The sequence below is a fragment of the Micromonospora aridisoli genome, from assembly GCF_056150025.1.
Map to the genome: position 1 here is coordinate 148240 of NZ_JAXCFK010000008.1, position 15921 is coordinate 164160.

Genomic DNA, 15921 nt, shown 5'->3' on the forward strand with positions numbered 1-15921 from the left:
CGTCCGCTATCCGACATAGATCGACTCCGCCCGGCCGAGCGCCCTCGGCCCGCGCGTCGACGAACCCGGCCGGCACGGATCGTCGTCGGCCGCGATCTCGCGGGTCCGCTGGTCCGGTAACCTCGCTCGCGTGACGGACGCGAAGATGCCCCTGCGGGCGAAGGTGGCCAGCTCCGTGTCACGGACCGCCGCGGCGTTGTCGCGGGCGGCGGGCCGGGGCGACGGCTCGGTGATCGGTGGTTGGATCGGCCTGAAGATCGACCCGGAGCTGCTGGCTCACCTTTCCGCCGGACGGGCCATCGCCCTGATCTCCGGCACCAACGGCAAGACCACCACCACCCGGCTCGCCGCCGCGGCCGTCGGGGTGCTCGGCCGGGTCGCCACCAACTCCTTCGGCGCCAACATGCCCACCGGGCACACCTCGGCGCTGGCCAAGGCGGGCAGCACACCGTACGCCGTGCTGGAGGTCGACGAGCACTACCTCGCCCAGGTGATCGAGGCCACCCACCCGCACGTGGTGGCGCTGCTCAACCTCTCCCGCGACCAGCTGGACCGGGCCAAGGAGGTCGCCATGATGGCGCAGCTCTGGCGCGCGGCGCTGGTCCGCCACCCGGACATCCGCGTCGTCGCCAACGCCGACGACCCGATGGTGGTCTGGGCCGCCACCCCACCGGCCTCCCACGACCAGCGGATCACCCCGCCGCACATCACCTGGTTCTCCGCCGGGCAGCGGTGGCACGACGACTCCTGGGTCTGCCCCGAGTGCGGCTCCACCATCCAGCGCTCCGGCGAGCAGTGGTGGTGCACCGGCTGCCCACTGCGCCGGCCGGATCCGCAGTGGACCGTGGACGAGGAGGGCGTGGTCGACCCGACCGGCGCCTGGTACAAGGTCAAGCTCCAGCTTCCCGGCAAGGTCAACGTCGGCAACGCGGCCACCGCGCTCGCGGTCGCCGCGGAGTTCGGCGTACGCCCGTTCGACGCGGTCCCCCGCCTCGGCGACGTGACCTCGGTGGCCGGGCGCTACGCCCAGGTCGTCCGGGAGGGTCGCACCGTCCGGCTGTTGCTGGCCAAGAACCCGGCCAGCTGGCTGGAGGCGTTCGACATGGCCGACGAGGCGCCGACGCTGCTCTCCATCAACGCCCGGGACCCCGACGGACTGGACACCTCCTGGCTCTTCGACGTCGACTTCGCCCCGCTGCGCGGGCGCCAGGTTCTCATCACCGGGGACCGGGCGTACGACCTGGCCGTGCGGCTGGAGGTCAACGACGTGCCCTTCCAGTACGTGCGCACCTTCGACGACGCCGTCCGGGCGGTGCCGCCGGGGCGGCTGGAGGTCATCGCGAACTACACCGCGTTCCAGGACATCCGAGCGGAGTTGGACCGTGTCAACTGAGACCCTGCGCATCGTCTGGATCTACCCGGACCTGCTGTCCACCTACGGCGACCGGGGCAACGCCCTGATCCTGGCCCGCCGGGCCCAGCAGCGGGGGTTCCCGGTCGAGGTGCTGGAGGTCCGCTCCGACCAGCGACTGCCCACCACTGCCGACATCTACCTCATCGGCGGTGGTGAGGACGGCCCGCAGGCGCTCGGCGCGCAACGGCTGATCGCCGACGGCGGCCTGCACCGGGCGGTGGCCCAGGGTTCGGTGGTCTTCGGCGTCTGCGCCGGCTACCAGTTGCTGGGCACCTCGTTCTTCGCCAAGGGCACCCAGTACCCGGGCCTGGAACTGCTCGACCTCTCCTCGGATCGCGGTCCCAGCCGGGCCGTCGGCGAACTGGCCGGCGACATCGACGCCCGCCTCGGCCTGCCGCCGCTGAGCGGGTTCGAGAACCACGGCGGCCGCACCCATCTCGGCCCCGGGGTCTCCCCGCTGGCCCGGGTGACCACCGGGGTCGGCAACGACGGCGCCACCGAGGGGGCCTGGCGGGGCAAGCTGCTCGGCACGTACTCGCACGGCCCGGCGCTGGCCCGCAATCCGGCCCTGGCGGACCTGCTGCTGCGTTGGGCGACCGGCGCGCAACAGCTCCCGCCGCTCGACGACACCTGGGCCGACCGGCTGCGGGCCGAACGTCGAACCGCGGTGGCCGCCGTGCGGGCATGATCCGGGCGCTGTGGAGCCGAGTTCTGCGGGCGAGCCGGTCAGGCGATCCCGCAGCCGGCGTCCCACACCCCGACACGGCCCGACCCGACAGCGCGGTGCCCGACGCGCCACCGGCCGGCACCTCGGCGGCCGAACGGCGTCGCCTACTGGTCGCCGCGACGCCGTCGGTCGCCCGGTTCGCGCTGCTGCTGCTCCTGCTCGTCGGGTTCGGGGTGACGCTGCTGCTGGTGCCGCACCCCGACCCGACCGCGCTGCCGGACCTGGCCGACCGGATGGGCCGACTCGCCCCGGTGGCCGGTGTGGTCGGCGGGGCGCTGCTGCTGGTGGCGCTGGTCCCCCGCACGTTCATCACGCTCGCGGCAGGGGCGATCTTCGGCGCCCTGGAGGGTGCCGCCTACGCACTCGGCGCCGCCCTGCTGGCGGCGGCGATCGGTTTCACCGTGGGCCGGGTACTGGGCCGGGAGTTCGTCGCCGAACGCGTCCGGGGCCGGCTGGCCCGGCTCGACCGCTGGTTCACCCGGCAGAGCGTCTTCGGCGTGGTCACCGTACGGCTGCTGCCGATCTCCGGCTTCGGTCTGGTCAGCTACGGCTACGGCACCACCGGTGCGCGGGTGCTGCCGTTCCTCGTGGGCAGCGTGATCGCCTCGGCACCGACCGCCTTCGGATACGCGGCCGTCGGCGCGGCCGTCACCAGCCCCGGCGAGATCAACTGGTTCGCCGCCGCCCCGGCCGCGCTGGGCTTCATCGCCAGCGCCGTGCTGCTCGCCCGCTGGTGGCGCGCCGAACGCCGCCCCCGCCTTCGCTGACCACACCCACGCAAGACCCACCCACCGGCGCAAGATCCGCGCAACTTCCGGGAAACTGCTGGGTCCGGCGACGTGGAGGCAGCAGTTTCCCCCAAGTTGTAGAGCGCCGCCCTTGGCCCGGCGTGCGGCGTGCGGCGTGCGGGGGCGCGGGCGGGGTGCGGCGGCGGGGCGGGTGTGCCTGGTCAGGGTGGCGGGGTGACCAGGCCGGCCTCGTAGGCGGCGATGACCAGGTGCACCCGGTCCCGGGCACCCAGTTTGCTGAACAGCCGGGCCACGTGCGCCTTTGCGGTGGCCGTACTGATCACCAGTTCGGCGGCGATCTCGCTGTTGGACAGGCCCCGACCCACCAGGGTGAGCACCTCGCGCTCCCGATCGGTCACCCCGACGAGCGGCCGTGATCGGAGTGTCGGAGCCGCCGGTCGGCGGGTGAACTCGGCGATGAGCCGCCGGGTGACACCCGGCGCGATCAGCGCGTCGCCGGCCGCCACCACCCGGACCGCGCCGAGGATGTCCTCCAACGCCATGTCCTTGACCAGAAAGCCGCTCGCGCCGGCCCGCAACGCGGCGTGCACGTGCTCGTCGTCGTCGAAGGTGGTGAGCACGAGTACGCGGGCGGGACCGCCGGCCGCGGTTATCGCCCGCGTCGCCTGGATGCCGTCCGTTCCCGGCATCCGCAGATCCATCAGCACCACATCGGGTGCCACCTGACGCGTCAGCCGCACCGCCTCGTCGCCGGTGCCCGCCTCGCCGACCACCTCCATGTCCGGCACGTCGGCGAGCAGCACGCGCAGCCCGGCCCGCACCAGCGGCTGGTCGTCGGCGAGCAGCACCCGGACGGTCACCGGTCAACCGCCTCGTCCAGCCGACCACCAACCGTTCCCTCACCAGCAGGTCCGCCGCCGGCCAGTCGACCACCAGCCGGCCCATCACCGCTGCCGACCGGTCCACCACCAGCCGGTCCATCGGCAGCCGGCCGACGGGCGGGCGGGCCGCCACTGGCCGATCCGGCTCGCTCCGACGGCACCGGTAGCCCGGCCGCCACCCGGAAGCCCCCGTCCGGCCGTGGCCCGGCCCGGAACCGGCCGCCGAGCGCCACGACCCGTTCGCGCATGCCGACCAGCCCGTGTCCCGCGCCGCCGATCATCCCGCCACGGCCGTCGTCGACCACCTCCACCGTGACCTCGCGGTCGCCGCGCTCGACGGTGACCCGGCACGAATCGGTGCCGGCGTGACGTGCCACGTTGGTGAGCGCCTCCTGGACGATGCGGAAGGCGGCCAGGTCGATCTCCGGCGGGACGGCCCCGTCGCCGCGTTCGCGCAGTTCGACCCGGACTCCGGCGTCCCTCGTGGCGGCGACCAGCCGGTCCAGGTCCGCCAGCCCGGGCAACGGTGCCAGCGACGCCGGATCGTCGTCACCGCGGCGCAGCGCGCCGAGGGTACGCCGCAGCCCCGCCAGGGTGTCCCGGCTGGCCTCCTCGATGGTGGCGAGCGCGGCGCGGGCCTGCGCTGGCTGGCTGTCGATCACTCGTGCGCCCACCCCGGCCTGGATGGCGATGACGCCGAGGCTGTGCGCGACCATGTCATGCAGCTCCCGGGCGATGCGCAGCCGTTCGGCGGCGACCGCCTCGGCGGCGGCGTGGACGCGCAGGGCGGCCGCGTAGTCTCGCCGCGCACGTACCGAGTTGCCGGCGATCCAGGCGGCCGCGACCGCCAGCACGGTCAGCGCGGCCTGGTTCACGGGGTCGACTCCGAGGTTCACGAAGGCCGCGAGCACCTGCGTCACCAGCACCGCCCCGACGACCGGCACCGAGACCCGACGGGGGCGGTTCGCGGCGACCACGGCGAGTCCCGCGTCGACGGCGAGAAACTGCAGGTTGAAGACGTTGCGGAGGTACTCGGCGTCCCCACCGTGCACCGTCACGCTGACCAGCGTCGCCCCGGTGAGCATCAGGCCGAGCGCGGTGACCGGGCGGCGGCGCAGCAGACCCGCCGGTAGCGCCACGATCAGCATCGGCACCAGGTAGCGCTCCGGCAGCCACCAGCCCACGACGCCGACTCCGGCACCGCTGGTCGCCACGGCCGGCGCCAGCACCCAGAGCACGGGCAGGGAAGCGATCCCGGCCCAGACCAGCACCGCCCGCATCACCGGCAGGGCGGCACGCGGCCGGAGCAGGGCGATGGCGTCCACCGGCACACGGTATCCAGCACCGCGCCGCCCCGGCATCGGCCCGGGGGCGTACGCCCGTAGGCCAATGCCCCGGCATCGGCCCGGGGGCGTACGCCCGTAGGCCAACGACGGGGTGTGCGGTACGGCCGGCGGGGTGACGTGGCCGGGCCCGCCGACCGGGAGCGTGGACGGCATGATCGAACTCCACGGCCTGACCCGCCGGTACGGCCGCACCACCGCCGTCGACGACCTGACCCTGACCGTCCGTCCGGGCGTGGTGACCGGCTTTCTCGGCCCGAACGGCGCCGGCAAGTCCACCACCCTGCGCATGGTTCTCGGGCTGACCGCACCGACCAGTGGCACCGCAACGGTCGGCGGGGTCCGTTTCCGGGACCTTCCCCGCGGACTGCGGCACGCCGGTGCGCTGCTGGACGCCGGGGACGTGCACGGCGGGCACACCGCCCGGGCACACCTGGCGGCCCTCGCCCGAGGCAACGGCGTCGGCTTCCGGCGGGTCGACGAGGTGCTGGGGCAGGTCGGTCTCGGCGACGCCGCCGGCCGCCGGATCGGCCGCTTCTCGCTCGGCATGCGGCAACGGCTCGGCATCGCGGCGGCGCTGCTGGGCGATCCGCCCGCGCTGCTGTTCGACGAGCCGTTCAACGGCCTGGACCCGGAGGGGGTGCGCTGGGTACGGGGGCTGTTCCGGCGGCTCGCCGCCGAGGGTCGCACGGTCTTCGTCTCCAGCCACCTGATGGGCGAGATGGAGCACTGCGCGGACCGGCTGGTCGTCATCGGTCGGGGCCGGTTGATCGCCGAGGAGTCCCTGGACGAGTTCGCCGCCCGCGCCGGTGGCGCCGAGGTCGTCGTGCGTACGTCCGAGCCCGCCGCCCTGGCCACGGCGCTGACCGGCGCCGGCGCGGCCGTACGACCGGAGCCGGACGGTGCGCTCGCCGTCACCGGCGTGACCGCCGAACGGATCGCCGAGCTGGCGCTGGGCCTGCGGATCCCGCTGCACCAGCTGACCACCCGCACCGCCTCGTTGGAGGAGGCCTTCATGGCGCTCACCGCCACCGATGTCGAGTACACCGCCCGGGAGACCCGATGACCACCGTGATCCGCCCTGCGCCGCAAACCACCCGTCCGGCCCGCTACCGCGACCTGCTCGCCGCCGAATGGATCAAGCTGTGGTCGCTGCGCTCGACCTGGGGCGCTCTCGCCCTGCTCCTGCTCGCCATGGTCGGCCTCGCCACCCACGCCGCACTGGCCACCCACGCGGGCTGGCCCGACTGGCCGGCCGAGCGGCGGGCCGTGCGCTCCCCGCTCTGGGACGCCTTCCCGGCCCAGGCGCAGATGTTCATCGTCCTCGCGGCCAGTGGCGTCGGCGCGGTCGCGATCGGCGGTGAGTACGCCACCGGCCTGATGCGTACCACCTTCGCGGCCGTCCCCCGGCGGCGCGCGGTGGCCGCCGCCAAGCTGACGGTGCTGACCGGTCTGCTCACCCTGCTGGGTGCGCTGGGCGCGGCGGCGGCGTTCGCGGTGTCGCAGGCGATCCTCGCCGACGTCGGCGCGAACATGTCCGTCGGCGACCCTGGCGCACTGCGCGGCATCGCCGCCTCCGCGCTGCTGGTACCGCTCTGCGCGCTCGTCGGAATGGCCCTCGCCGCGCTGACCCGGCACACCGCTCCGGCGATCGTGACGGCTGCGACACTGCTGCTCCTGCTGCCCACCGCCGTCAACGAGGACGAACGCTGGAGCGCGCTGCTCCGGCACGCCATGCCGGTGCCGGCCTGGCAGCGACTGATCGAACCGGGCGGTCCACCGGAGTGGCTCCACAACCCCTACCCCGCCACCGTCTCCGGCGCCTGGACCACGTACGCGGTCTGGGCCGTGCTGGCGGCCGTAGTGACCGTGCTGGCCCTGCACCACCGCGACCCCTGACCGCGCCCGCCCCGGCCAGGCACCGAACCACCCCGCTCAGCGTTGACCATGAGGTTGACGGCAGTGATCGATCTTCAAACTGCCGCCAACCTCATGATCAACGCTGAGGGTCGGGTGGCTAGAGGACGACGGAGACCATGCGGGCGGGGATGACGATGACCTTGCGGGGTTGCTTGCCGGCCAGGGGGGCGGCCACCGACGCCAGGGCCGCCGCGCGCACGTCGTCCTCGGTGGCGTCGGCGGGGACCTCGATGCGGGCGCGGACCTTGCCGTTGACCTGCACCGGGTAGGTGACCGTCTCGGCGACCAGCAGGGTCGGGTCGGCGACCGGGAAGTCGGCGTAGGTCAGTGAGGTGTCGTGGCCCAGTCGCTGCCACAGCTCCTCGGCGATGTGCGGGGCGAACGGCGCGACCATCAGCACCAGCGGCTCGGCCACCTCGCGCGGGGTGCCCGGCAGCCGGGTGACCCCGTTGGTCAGCTCGATCAGCTTGGCGATCGCGGTGTTGAACCGGATCTGCTCCATGTCGCCCCGGACACCGTCGATGACCTTGTGCAGCAGCCGCCGGGTCTGCTCGTCGGCCGGATCGTCGGTGACCCGGGACTCGCCGGTCCGCTCGTCGACGATGGCCCGCCACACCCGCTGCAGGAAGCGGTACGAGCCGACCACCGCCCGGGTCTCCCAGGGACGGGACACCTCCAGCGGCCCCATCGACATCTCGTACACCCGGAAGGTGTCCGCGCCGTAGGCGGCGCACATCTCGTCCGGGGTCACCACGTTCTTCAGGGACTTGCCCATCTTGCCGTACTCGCGGTTGACCTGGACGTCGCCCAGGAAGAAGCCGCCGTCACGCTCGACGACCTCCTCCGCCGGCACGTAGGCGCCCCGGGCGTCGGTGTACGCGTACGCCTGGATGTAGCCCTGGTTGAACAGCTTGCGGAACGGCTCGAAGGACGACACGTGGCCCAGGTCGTACAGCACCTTGTGCCAGAAGCGGGCGTACAGCAGGTGCAGCACGGCGTGCTCGGCACCGCCGACGTACAGGTCGACGCCGCCGCAGTCGCCCTCGCCGCGCGGGCCCATCCAGTACCGCTCGTTGTCCGCGTCGACGAACCGGTCGGCGTTGGTCGGGTCCAGATAACGCAGCTCGTACCAGCAGGAGCCGGCCCACTGCGGCATCACGTTGGTCTCCCGGGTGTAGCGCTTCGGGCCGTCACCCAGGTCCAGCTCCACCTCCACCCAGTCCCGGCGGCGCGACAGCGGCGTCTCCGGGTTGCTGTCGGCGTCCTCCGGTTCGAAGGTGCGCGGCGAGAAGTCGTCCACCTCGGGCAGCTCGACCGGCAGCATCTCCTCCGGCAGTGCGATGGCCGCGCCGTCGGCGTCGTAGACGATCGGGAACGGCTCACCCCAGTAGCGCTGCCGGCTGAACAGCCAGTCCCGCAGCCGGTAGGTCACCGCACCCTGGCCGTTGCCGGTCTCCTCCAGCCAGGCGATGATCCGGGCCTTGGCGTCGGCCACCCCCAGGCCGTCCAGGTCCAGGCCGCGGTCGGGCGCGGCGCTGTTGATCGCCGGGCCCTCACCGGTGTACGCCTTGCCGTCGAAGCCCTCCGGCGGCTGCACGGTACGCACGATCGGCAGCTCGAAGACCTCGGCGAACTCCCAGTCGCGCTCGTCCTGCGCCGGCACCGCCATGATCGCGCCGGTGCCGTAACCGGCCAGCACGTAGTCGGCGATGAAGATGGGGATCTGCCCACCGGTGACCGGGTTGGTGGCGTACCCGCCGGTGAAGACGCCGGTCTTCTCCTTCGTCTCCGCCTGCCGCTCCACGTCGGTCTTGGCGGCCGCCGCCTTGCGGTACGCCTCGACGGCCACCCGCGGGCTGGCGTGCCCGCCGGTCCACGCGTCCCGGGTGCCCGCCGGCCAGGCCGCCGGCACCAGCGTGTCCACCAGCTCGTGCTCCGGGGCCAGCACCATGTAGGTGGCCCCGAAGACGGTGTCCGGCCGGGTGGTGAACACCCGGATCGGTGCGACGCCGGTCGGGAAGTCGATGTGCGCGCCCTGCGATCGGCCGATCCAGTTGCGCTGCATCAGCTTGATCGGCTCCGGCCAGTCCAGCTTGTCCAGGTCGTCCAGCAGCCGGTCGCCGTACGCGGTGATCCGCATCATCCACTGCTTCAGGTTGCGCTTGAAGACCGGGAAGTTGCCCCGCTCGGAGCGCCCGTCGGCGGTGACCTCCTCGTTGGCCAGCACCGTGCCCAGTCCGGGACACCAGTTCACCGGCGCCTCCGACACGTACGCCAGGCGGTGCTCGTCGACGATCGCCCGCCGCTCGGTGGCGGACAGTTCGCTCCACGGCCGCCCGTCCGGGGTACGCCGGGTGCCGCCGGCGAACTCGGCGATCAGCTCACTGATCGGCCGGGCCCGCCCGGCCGCACGGTCGTACCACGAGTTGAAGATCTGCAGGAAGATCCACTGGGTCCAGCGGTAGAAGTCGGTGTCGATGGTGGCCACCGATCGCCGCTGGTCGTGGGCCAGGCCCAGCCGGCGCAGCTGCGCCCGGTAACGGTCGATGTTCGCCTCGGTGGTGGTACGCGGGTGGGTGCCGGTCTGCACCGCGTACTGCTCGGCGGGCAGGCCGAACGCGTCGAAGCCCATCGCGTGCAGCACGTTGCGCCCGGCCATCCGCTGGTAGCGGGCGAAGCAGTCGGTGCCGATGTAACCCAGCGGGTGACCGACGTGCAGCCCGGCCCCGGACGGGTACGGGAACATGTCCAGCACGTACAGCTTCTCCGCCCCCGAGCGCGGGTGGGCCGGGTCGGCCAGCGGACCGGACGGGTTCGGCGCGTGGAAGCTGCCCTCCCGCTCCCAGCGGTCCTGCCAGCGGCGTTCGATCTCGTCGGCCAGCGCCGCGGTGTACCGGAACGGTGGGACGTCTGCCTCGGTCATGGCCCTCTCCTCGCGTCGCTCGGCGGAGTCTTTCGGAGTGCTGGCTGGTCTCGGGTCTGCCTCGACGGCCGTCGCGGGGCCGCCGGTGGGCACGAAAAAGCCCCTCACGCAGGAGGGGCCGCCGTGCTGTCGCGCGCTCAGCGCATCAGCACGGCCCGGTAAGAAGCAGGAAGACTCCGGCCATGTCCGGCAGTGTACCGCGCAAGGGTGCGACGCCGCCCCCCACCACCCCTCACGCGGAGTCCTGGGCCGGCTCGTCGCCGCCCTCGCCGGCCCGGCCGCCGAGTTCGTCGTACCGGGTGATCGACGCCAGCGGCGCCCCGGCCCGGTACGCGGCGCGGGCCAGGGCGTAGCCGCCGATCGGCGCCGTGAACAGTTGCAGCCCGACCGCGGCCAGGACCACCACGGCGGTACGCCAACTGGGAATCAGCAGCAGCACGCCGAGCAGGACGCAACTCACCCCCAGGCTGGCCGCCTTGGCCACGGAGTTCATCCGGTTGTAGACGTCCGGCAGCCGGATCAGACCCACCGCGCTGATCGCGATCAGCCCGGTGCCGAGCAGCAGCAGCACCGACGCCGCCAGGGTCCGGATCACCGCTGCCTCCGGTGCACCAGCCGGGCCATCGCCACCGTCGCCAGGAAGCTCACCAGCGTCCCGGTGAGCACCAGGTCCAGCAGGTCCGGGGCGTGCAGCCGGGCGGCGAGTACGGCCAGGGCCGCCAGGAAGACGAAGAAGCCGAGGTCCAGCGCGGCGGCCCGGTCGGCGTCGGTCGGGCCGATCACCAGCCGGACGATCACCACCGCCATCGAGGCCGCCAGGACCACGAGCACCACGTCGAGCAGGATCATCGTCACCTCCGCGTCGCATCCGACGGGCCCGTTGCGGGACCATCACCGTCCGGGTGGTCGGCCGGGCGCAGAGCGGCCAGCAGCCGCCACTCCAGTTCGGCCAGTTCCCGCCGGAACGCCACCGGGTCGGCGGCGTACATGCCGTGCACCGACAGCGCGGGGGCCGGTTCCCGATGCACGCTCAGGGTCAGGGTCCCCGGGGTCAGACTCACCGCCAGCGCCACCGCCGCCATCTCGGTGTCGGTGACCGCCCGCAGCGGCACCCGCACCACCGCGGGCGTCAACCGGGAACCCGGCGTCAGGATCTCCCAGGCCACGGCGAGGTTCGCCTGGGCCAGCCGGACTGCGAAGTAGCCGGCGAACCGCAAGATCCGGCGGGTCCGCACCATCGTGCGGCGGGCGGCGGAGGTCGTCGCGTCGGTGCTCATCGGCCGGTCACCGCCCGGACATACCCGGCCGGGTCACGCAGCCCGGCGGCCGCCGCGTCGGCGGCCACCAGCAGCGGCTGGGCCGCCAGTCCCGCGGCCAGGGACAGGCCAGCGAGGGCCAGCGGCGCGCCGACCAGTGACGGGCCGATCCGCTTCGCCACGGTCGGTGAGGCCGGCGGGTCGCCGGTGAACAGCGCGCTCCAGATCTTCAACATGGACAGCAGGGTGACCAGACTGACCAGCACCGCGACCGTCATCGCCAACCACGCCCCGGTTTCCGCGGTGGCCCGCAGCAGCAGGAACTTCGCCACGAAGCCGGAGAACGGCGGCAGTCCGGCCAGTGACAGCGCCGCCGCCGCGAAGGCCAGGGCGAGAGCCGGACGTTGCCCGGCCAGACCACCGGAACCGTCGAGCTGGTCGGTGCCCCGGCCGGCGCGTACCGCACCCGCGCAGAGGAACAACGCCGCCTTCACCAGGATGTACTGGGCCAGGTAGTACACCGCGGCGGCCAGCCCGGCGGCGGTGAACAGGGCCAGGCCGAGCAGCACGTAGCCGATCTGGCTGACCATGTGGAAGCTCAGGATCCGGCGCATCGAGTTCTCGCCGACCGCACCGAGCACGCCGACCACCATCGACAGCAGCGCCACCGCGCCGAGCAGCCAGTGGTACGCGGGGTCGCCGCCGTACACCACCGCGTAGATCCGGATCACCGCGTAGAGACCGACCTTGGTCAGCAGCCCGGAGAAGAGCGCCACCACCACCGGCGAGGCCACCGGGTACGCGCGGGGCAGCCAGTCGTGCAGCGGCACCAGCGCGCTCTTGAGGCCGAGGGCGAGCAGCACCACGCCGCAGGCGACCGCGACCGTCGGTTCGTCTCGGGCCGCGCCGGCCAGATCACCCAGCCCGACCGTGCCGGTGGTGCCGTAGACCATGCCCACCCCGGCCAGCAGCAGGGTCGAACCGAGCAGGTTGGTGGCCACGTAGACCCGGCTCGCGGGGCCGCGTCCGGCCCCGCCGGCCAGGCTCAACAGCACGTACGAGGGCACCAGCATGACCTCGATCAGCACGAAGAGGTTGAACAGGTCGGTGGTGAGAAAGGCGCCGCTCGCCCCGGCGGAGAGCACCAGCACCAGTGGCAGGAAGTACGGGCGACGGTCGTCTCCGGAGCCGATGGCGGAGACCAGGCAGCAGAGGACCACCAGCGCCGTCACGGTGACCAGCAGGGCGCTGAACGCGTCCGCCGCCAGGCTGATGGCGATCGCCTCGGGCCAACCGCCGATGTGCAGCACGGACACCGCGCCATCGCTGGTGTCCACCAGCAGCACCACCCCGGCCGACAGCACCACGGTCATGGTGGCCAGCGCGGCGACCCGGTGCAGCCGGATCCGGCCCGGGAGGGCGAGCAGCACTCCGGCGACCAGCAGCGGTCCGACCACCGGGAGCATGAGGAGAGCGTTCATCGCCGCTCTCCCGCCGTACCGTCCCGGCGGGTTCCGCCGGTGTCGTCGGCACCGACGTCGCTGGTGCCGCCGGAGTCGGCACCGTGGCCGGAGTCGGCGCCACCGGAGTCCGCATCGCGCCCGACGTCGCCTGCGGGGCCAGCACCGTGGCCGGAGTCGCCCTCGTTGGCGGGACCGCCACCGCTGGCGGGTCCGCCGGCACCGGGCCGCAGCAGGCCGAGCAGGTGCACCGTGATCCCGAAGGTGATCACGATGGCGGTCAGCACGAACGCCTGCGGCAACGGGTCGGCGGTGTCGGGGCCCACCTCCTCCAGCGCGGCGGTCCGCCGCCCGAGCCCACCGGCGGCGAGCAGTACCACGTTCACCGCGTGCCCGAGCAGCACGAAGCCCAGCACCACGCGCAGCAGGCCCGGCCGCAGCAGCAGGAACACCCCCGCGGTCACCAGGACCCCGACGACGAACGGCGCGCTCACCTGACACCTCCGGCGTCAGCCCGGGCGGCCGGCTGCGCCGCCGGTATGCCCAGCCGCCGTACGGCGGCCACCACCAGCGCCAGGACCATCAGGTAGACCCCGAGGTCGAACAGCAGTGCCGTGGACAGCGACGGCACCGGACCCGGCGTGGCGAGGGTGAGCGGGGTGAACAGGGGCTCGCCGGCGGCGAGCGACGCCAGCCCGGCGACCATCGCGATCAGCAGCCCGGCCGCCACCAGCGGTACCGACCGGACCCGGCTCAGCACCGGCGCCCCGCCGGGATGGGCCAGCTGACCGAGCCCGACTGCGGTACCCGCCAGCAGCGCCCCGATGAAGCCGCCACCGGTCTCCTCGTGTCCGCGCAGGAACAGCACCGCCGAGGCGAACAGCATCACCGGGGCGAGCACCCGGTAGGCGAGGCCGAGTACCACGTCGTCGCCGGTGGGCTCGACGGCGGCCGGATCGACCGGGCGGCCCGCGGCGAGCCGGACCAACCCGAGCGCCACCACCGCGAGCACCACCGCCTCACCGAGGGTGTCCAGGGCTCGGAAGTCCACCAGGATGGTGTTGACGACGTTGGCACCGCCGGTCAGCTCCTCCGCCCGGTCGAGGTACCACCGGCCGGGTTCGGACAACCGGTCGCGGCCGGTCAGCATGGCGGTACCCGCGGCCGCCGCGACACCGGTGGCGACCGCGAGCAGCGCCGCGCCCGTCACCGACCAGTGCCGCCCGACGGGGGTGAGCCGGCGCGGCTGCTGTCTCAGGGCCAGCATCACGACCACGGCCGTCAGCACCTCCACCAGCATCAGGGTCAGCGCGACGTCCGGAGCCCCGATGGTCAGGAACCACGCGGACAGGATCAGTCCGACCACCCCGGTCAGTCCGATCGCCGCCAGCGCGGAACGCACCACCAGCAGCCCGGCGAGGGTCGTCACGAGCAGCCCCAGCATCAGCCAGTCCCCCGGCTGGGCCGATCCGTCGCCGAGGCCGGCCCGGACGCCGGGCAGCGTCACCGCCGCGACCGCCCCCAGCGCGACCGCGGCCAGCAACGGCCGGGCCAGGTAGGGCGCCGGGCCCGGCGCGTGCGCGGTGCGGGCGACGAGCGTGCCCGCGCGCAGCAGCGCCTGCCGGCCACGTTCCAGCAACTCGGCGAAGGGCGGCGTGGTGGGTACGGCCCGCAGCCACCGGTCCACCCGGACCCGGCCCAGGAACATCAGCACGCCCAGCAGCACGGTGAGGCCGCTCAGCCCCAACGCCGGCGTGAAGCCGTGCCAGAACGCCAGGTAGGGCGGGGTACCCCCGGGTCGAGCGTTCTCGGCGGCCCGTTCCACCAGGGGGCTGAGCACGGCCACGGCCGGGCCGAGCAGGGTCGCCGCCACCGCGGCCAACGCGGCCGGGGCGAGAAACGTCCGGGACGGCTCGCGCAGCTGGCGTTGCCGGGTCGGGCCTTCCACCATCCCGTGCACGAGACGGGCCGCGTACGCGAAGGTGAGCACCGAGGCGAGCACGCCGAGCCCGGCGGCGCACCAGCCCAGCCACCAGGCCCCGTGGGCCTCGCCGAGGGACTCGAAGATCGCCTCCTTGCCGACGAAGCCGATGGTGGGCGGCAGTCCGGCCATCGACATCGCCGCCAGCGCGGTGAGCCAGACCGTCACCGGCATCACCCGGTGCAGTCCGGACAACTCGCGCACGTCACGGCTGCCCGCCTGATGGTCGATGATGCCGACCAGCATGAACAACGTCGCCTTGAACAGGGCGTGGGCGATGGTGTAGAGGATCGCCGCCGCGTCGGCGGCCGGGGTGCCGACGCCGATCACTCCGACCAGCAGGCCGAGCTGGCTCACCGTGGAGTACGCCAGCAGCGCCTTGAGGTCGTACTGGCGCAGCGCGAGCAGCCCGCCGAGGACCGCGGTGAGCAGTCCGACGGTCAGCAAGGTGGTGTCCCACGCCCACGAGCCGGAGAACACGGCCGAGAAGCGCATCAGCAGGTAGATGCCGGCCTTGACCATCGTCGCCGCGTGCAGGTAGGCGCTCACCGGAGTGATCGCCACCATCGCGCCGGGCAGCCAGAAGTGGAACGGCAGCTGCGCGGACTTGGTGAACGCCGCGATGATGATCAGCGTCCCGACCACCCAGAACGGTCCACCACTCAGCCGCTCCGGCTCGGCCACGATGGTGCCCAGGCTGGTGGTGCCGGTGTGCATCGCCAGCAGCACGATCGCGGTCAGCAGCGCGAGCCCTCCGGCGACGGTCACCAGCAACGCCTGCACGGCGGGTCCGGTGGCCGCCGGCCGGCCGCCCTGCCCGATCAGCACGAAGGAGAGGATCGAGGTGAGTTCCCAGAAGACGAAGAGCACCAGCAGGTCGTCGGCGAGCACCAGGCCCAGCATCGCGGCGGCGAAGAGGGTCATCGTGACGTAGACCCGATCGTGCTCGGCCCCGTCGCCGCTGAGGTATCTCGGGCAGTAGGCCATGATGAGCGCGCCGACACCGAGCGCGAGCAGCGCGAACACCAGACCGAGCGCGTCCATCCGCAGTGCGGCGTGGACCTCCAGCCCGGGCAGCCACTGCCAGGCCACGGCGACCTCCCGGTCGTCGAGGATCACCGGCAGCCCGGTGAGCAGCAGCGCCGCCGCGACGAGATAACCGGCGGCCAGCGGATAGCCGGCGTCGCGGCCGAAGCGCCGGGTCAGCAGCGGTACGCAGGCCGCCAGGCTGACCTGCCAGGCGAGCACGACGGCGAGGATCACGCCG

General features: G+C 73.3%; 13 protein-coding genes and 1 pseudogene. 5 read left to right on the plus strand and 9 right to left on the minus strand.

The annotated features are described in order from the left end of the window. Window positions 1-145 precede the first annotated feature (145 nt). From SM447_RS18425 to SM447_RS18435, 3 genes are read left to right on the plus strand one after another with little or no spacing between them, the layout of a single operon-like run. Entirely contained in the window at window positions 146-1393 is a 1248-nt protein-coding gene (locus SM447_RS18425) for a MurT ligase domain-containing protein (protein ID WP_474574227.1), read from the plus strand. After that, window positions 1383-2102: a type 1 glutamine amidotransferase gene (locus tag SM447_RS18430; RefSeq protein ID WP_474574053.1), complete on the plus strand. Its 720-nt coding sequence runs from the start codon at window positions 1383-1385 to the stop codon at window positions 2100-2102. The genes SM447_RS18425 and SM447_RS18430 overlap by 11 nt, the downstream gene beginning before the upstream one ends. Then, window positions 2099-2908 carry a TVP38/TMEM64 family protein gene (locus SM447_RS18435; protein WP_474574054.1) on the plus strand — a complete coding sequence of 270 codons (810 nt, stop codon included), beginning with the start codon at window positions 2099-2101 and terminating at the stop codon, window positions 2906-2908. The genes SM447_RS18430 and SM447_RS18435 overlap by 4 nt, the downstream gene beginning before the upstream one ends. 182 nt (window positions 2909-3090) lie before the next feature. Here SM447_RS18435 and SM447_RS18440 read toward each other — a convergent pair whose 3' ends face one another. After that, a complete protein-coding gene (locus SM447_RS18440) occupies window positions 3091-3750 on the minus strand; it encodes a response regulator (RefSeq protein WP_474574055.1) in 660 nt (219 codons plus the stop codon). Further along, complete coding sequence (locus SM447_RS18445) at window positions 3747-5270, minus strand: sensor histidine kinase (protein WP_474574056.1); 1524 nt, start codon at window positions 5268-5270, stop codon at window positions 3747-3749. The genes SM447_RS18440 and SM447_RS18445 overlap by 4 nt, the downstream gene beginning before the upstream one ends. Between SM447_RS18445 and SM447_RS18450 the strand changes: the two genes are divergently transcribed. Together SM447_RS18450 and SM447_RS18455 are read left to right on the plus strand one after the other, a co-directional pair. Beyond that, window positions 5269-6180 carry an ABC transporter ATP-binding protein gene (locus tag SM447_RS18450; protein WP_474574057.1) on the plus strand — a complete coding sequence of 304 codons (912 nt, stop codon included), beginning with the start codon at window positions 5269-5271 and terminating at the stop codon, window positions 6178-6180. The genes SM447_RS18445 and SM447_RS18450 overlap by 2 nt on opposite strands. Further along, window positions 6177-7013, plus strand: coding sequence for a hypothetical protein (locus tag SM447_RS18455; RefSeq protein ID WP_474574058.1), 837 nt, complete (start codon window positions 6177-6179; stop codon window positions 7011-7013). Before SM447_RS18450 ends, SM447_RS18455 begins: the two co-directional genes overlap by 4 nt. A 118-nt stretch (window positions 7014-7131) precedes the next feature. On the opposite strand, the gene leuS is transcribed toward SM447_RS18455, so the two are convergent. The 7 genes and pseudogenes from leuS to mbhE all read right to left on the minus strand — a co-directional run bounded on the left by leuS (window position 7132) and on the right by mbhE (window position 15917). Continuing rightward, a complete protein-coding gene (gene leuS / locus SM447_RS18460) occupies window positions 7132-9957 on the minus strand; it encodes a leucine--tRNA ligase (RefSeq protein WP_474574059.1) in 2826 nt (941 codons plus the stop codon). Window positions 9958-10189: 232 nt separating this feature from the next. Continuing rightward, window positions 10190-10552 (minus strand): monovalent cation/H(+) antiporter subunit G, encoded by a 363-nt coding sequence (gene mnhG / locus SM447_RS18465; RefSeq protein ID WP_474574060.1) that lies wholly within the window; start codon window positions 10550-10552, stop codon window positions 10190-10192. Next, entirely contained in the window at window positions 10549-10806 is a 258-nt protein-coding gene (locus SM447_RS18470) for an MrpF/PhaF family protein (RefSeq protein WP_474574061.1), read from the minus strand. Before SM447_RS18470 ends, mnhG begins: the two co-directional genes overlap by 4 nt. Before the next feature lie 2 nt (window positions 10807-10808). Then, on the minus strand, window positions 10809-11234 hold the full coding sequence (locus SM447_RS18475) for a Na+/H+ antiporter subunit E (RefSeq protein ID WP_474574062.1): 426 nt from the start codon (window positions 11232-11234) through the stop codon (window positions 10809-10811). Further along, window positions 11231-12694 carry a monovalent cation/H+ antiporter subunit D family protein gene (locus SM447_RS18480; RefSeq protein ID WP_474574063.1) on the minus strand — a complete coding sequence of 488 codons (1464 nt, stop codon included), beginning with the start codon at window positions 12692-12694 and terminating at the stop codon, window positions 11231-11233. The genes SM447_RS18475 and SM447_RS18480 overlap by 4 nt, the downstream gene beginning before the upstream one ends. Before the next feature lie 149 nt (window positions 12695-12843). Further along, window positions 12844-13167 (minus strand): annotated as a pseudogene (locus SM447_RS18485) (sodium:proton antiporter); the annotation flags it as partial. After that, entirely contained in the window at window positions 13164-15917 is a 2754-nt protein-coding gene (mbhE, locus tag SM447_RS18490; protein ID WP_474574064.1) for a hydrogen gas-evolving membrane-bound hydrogenase subunit E, read from the minus strand. The gene mbhE and the pseudogene SM447_RS18485, both read right to left, overlap by 4 nt. Window positions 15918-15921 lie beyond the last annotated feature (4 nt).